At 67.3% G+C, this 3,195-nt stretch carries 3 protein-coding genes and 1 pseudogene; 3 read left to right on the top strand and 1 reads right to left on the bottom strand.

Going from position 1 to position 3,195, the window contains the following annotated elements; translation table 11 throughout:
• The first annotated feature begins 1 nt into the window (after position 1).
• From EN993_RS33545 to EN993_RS33555, 3 genes and pseudogenes are all read left to right on the top strand, one after another.
• The gene (locus tag EN993_RS33545) at positions 2-1,213 is read left to right on the top strand and encodes a helix-turn-helix domain-containing protein (RefSeq protein WP_127266026.1); all 1,212 of its coding nucleotides are present in this window, start codon (positions 2-4) and stop codon (positions 1,211-1,213) included.
• Between the two features lie 36 nt (positions 1,214-1,249).
• Positions 1,250-1,882 (top strand): PQQ-binding-like beta-propeller repeat protein, encoded by a 633-nt coding sequence (locus EN993_RS33550; RefSeq protein ID WP_127266027.1) that lies wholly within the window; start codon positions 1,250-1,252, stop codon positions 1,880-1,882.
• A gap of 152 nt (positions 1,883-2,034) precedes the next feature.
• Positions 2,035-2,864 (top strand): annotated as a pseudogene (locus EN993_RS33555) (aldo/keto reductase).
• 69 nt (positions 2,865-2,933) lie between these two features.
• Here EN993_RS33555 and EN993_RS33560 read toward each other — a convergent pair.
• Positions 2,934-3,195: hypothetical protein (locus EN993_RS33560; RefSeq protein ID WP_127266028.1), on the bottom strand; the 262-nt coding region annotated here is incomplete at its 5' end.

Below are 3,195 nucleotides of genomic sequence, written 5' to 3' on the forward strand. Positions count from 1 at the left end.
GCTGATCACCGCGGCGGCACTGGCGCTGGCCGGAGGTGATCCGCTCGGTGCGCTCGATCGCGTCGTCTTGCGCGAAGATCCGCCGGCGCTGGCACTGCGCGGCATCGCCATGGCGCAGCTCGGCGATCTCGATCGCGCCAAGGCGCTGCTGCGGCGGGCCGCGCGTGGCTTCGGCCCGAAAGAAGCGGTGGCGCGCGCTAGATGCGTCGTCGCCGAGGCCGAGATCGCGCTGGTCTCGCGGGATCTCGGCTGGCCTGCCAAGGCGCTCGATGCGGCGCGCGCGACGCTGGAAAAGCATGGCGACCGGCTGAACGCCGCGCATGCCGGCCACCTCAAGGTGCGGCGCCTGCTTTTGATCGGCCGTCTCGACGAGGCTGAAGACGTGTTGGCCGGGCTCGACCCGGCGCCGCTTCCGCCGGCCTCGCGCGCCGCGCACGAGCTGGCCGTCGCCGGCATCGCGATGCGGCGCCTGAAGACGAAGCCGGCGCGCAGGGCGTTGGAGTGGGCCCGCCACGCCGCCCGCCGGGCCGGCATTCCGGGCCTGATCGCGGAGGTCGACAGCGCATTCCTGGCGCTGGACACGCCGGCCGCGCGGCTGATCGCGGGTGGCGGGCAGCGCCCCGTGCTGCTCGAGGACGTCGAGGCGTTGCAGGCGTCGCCGGCGCTGCTGGTCGATAGCTTCCGCTATGTCGTGCGCAGGCAGGAAATCGTGGTCTCGCTGGCAACGCGCCCGGTGCTGTTTGCGCTGGCACGCGCGCTCGCCGAAGCATGGCCGGGCGACGTGTCGAGGGCGAGGCTGATCGCTGAAGCCTTCGGCGGCAGGCACGCCGATGAATCGCATCGGGCGCGGCTGCGGGTCGAGATCGGCCGGCTGCGCGCCGAATTGCGAGGCCTGGCCGACATCGGCGCGACCAGCCAGGGCTTCGCGCTGGCACCGCGCGAGGCGCGCGAGGTGGTGGTGCTGGCGCGGCCTATCGAGGAGCGGCACGCGGCGGTGCTGGCTTTCCTTGCCGATGGTGAATCCTGGGCGAGTTCGGCGCTGGCGCTGGCGCTTGGCACTGGCCAGCGCAGCGTGCAGCGGGCGCTGGAGCAGCTTGGCGAGGCCGGCAAGGTGCAGTTTTTCGGTCACGGCCGGGCGCGCCGCTGGATGACGCCGCCGGTGGCGGGATTCACGACCACCTTGTTACTCCCGGCGCCGCTGCCGAGCGGTTAGTAAGGGACATTGGACCATCTCAGTGAGGACAGAGACATGAAACAGTCAGCAGCCGAAATCCTGCGCGAATACGGACCCTTTGCCGATGTTGAGAGGGTGCATGGGGTGAGCTTTGACGGCAACAACGTCTGGTTTGCCTCGGGTGAGAAGCTGAACGCCTTCAATCCGGAAAACGGGCAGGCGCTGCGCTCGATCGATGTCGCGGCACATGCCGGCACCGCCTGGGACGGCCAGCATTTCTTCCAGCTTGCCAACGACCTGATACAGAAGATCGACCCTGATACCGGCCAGGTGCTGGCGACCATTCCGGCGCCCGGTGGTGGCGGTGATTCCGGGCTGACCTGGGCCGAAGGGACGCTCTGGGTCGGGCAATACCGCGAGCGCAAGATCCACCAGATCGACCCGGAGACCGGGGCGATCCTGCGCACCATCGAATCCAACCGCTTCGTCACCGGCGTGACATGGGTCGATGGCGAGCTGTGGCACGCCACCTGGGAAGGCGACCAGAGCGATTTGCGCCGCGTCGACCCGCAATCGGGCAAGGTTCTGGAGAAGCTCGACATGCCGGCCGGCATGGGCGTGTCGGGGCTTGAATCCGATGGCGGCGACCGCCTCTACTGCGGCAGCACATCCGCCGGGGTGGTGCGGGCGGTGCGCCGGCCGCGGTGAGGCTGACGCCGAGGTCACACTTGCAGGCGAACTTCGACAATTTGTCGCTGTCGGCTGGCCGTCGCCTCCTGTCGAACCTAGATAGGCTGTGCACCGGGCGGACCGCCTGGATCAGCTTTGCAAAGGACCCCGACATGCCTGAACAGTCCACCATGCCTGCACAGATTGCGTTGAACGACGGCTCCGCCATTCCCCAGCTCGGCCTTGGCGTGTGGCAGGTCGACCAGGATATCACCGCTGAAGTGGTGGGTTGGGGCATCGAGGCCGGCTATCGCCTGATAGACACCGCCGAAGGCTACCAGAACGAGGAGGGGTCGGAGAGGCGATCCGCGGCGCCGGCGTGCCGCGCGGCGAGCTGTTCATCACCTCGAAACTGCGCAACGGCGCGCACCAGCGCGATGCGGCGTTGCGCGCTTTCGACGAGACGATGGGCAAGCTCGGCATCGAGCAGCTCGACCTGTTCCTGATCCACTGGCCGGTGCCCAGCCAGGACAAATATGCCGAGGCCTGGAAGACGCTGGTCGAGCTCAGGCAGGCCGGCCGCATCAAGTCGATCGGCGTTTCAAATTTCAACCAGGACCATCTGGAGCGGATCATCGCAGAGACCGGCGTGACGCCCGTCGTCAACCAGATCGAGCTGCATCCTCGTTTCCAGCAGCGCGACCTCAGGGAGTTTCACGCCAAGCACGACATAAGTATCGAAAGCTGGAGCCCGCTGGGCAGCGGCCGGCTGCTGAACGATCCGATCTTGGCAAGCATTGCCAAAAAGCATGGCAAGTCTGTCGCCCAGGTGATCATCCGCTGGCATCTCCAGGAAGGGCTGATCGTCATTCCAAAATCGATCCGCCAGGACCGCATCGCCGCCAATTTCGATGTCTTCGATTTCGAGCTCGATGCCCAGGACCTGCTGACGATCCGCGGCATGGATTCGCCCGATGGTCGCACCGGGCCGAACCCCGCTACTGCGGCGTTTCTGTTCTGAAGAGAACCGAGCCTAAAGCTGCCAATCTCCGCCTCGTGGGGGAGATTGGCTATCTTCGGGCGTCTCCGCTCAAATCCCCGAGCCGTCCAGCTGCTGGGCGTCTTCGCCTTCCCAAGGCGCCGGCATGGACGCGCGGCTGAGGTTGGCCGTCGGCAGCGGCATCCAGCACTTCAGTTCCGGCTCGGCATATTCGATGACGCGCCCAGGCGAGGAGTCCGACGCGCGCCAGCCTTCCGAGGCGAACTGGTCGGCGCGCGACCAATAGGCGAGGTCGACTTCCGCCGGCCCCTGTTCGGACGGGCGCACCGTGACCAGGATGCGGCTGCCATCC

Origin of the sequence: Mesorhizobium sp. M7D.F.Ca.US.004.01.2.1 (genome assembly GCF_003997785.1) — a bacterium.
Lineage (GTDB): Bacteria > Pseudomonadota > Alphaproteobacteria > Rhizobiales > Rhizobiaceae > Mesorhizobium > Mesorhizobium loti.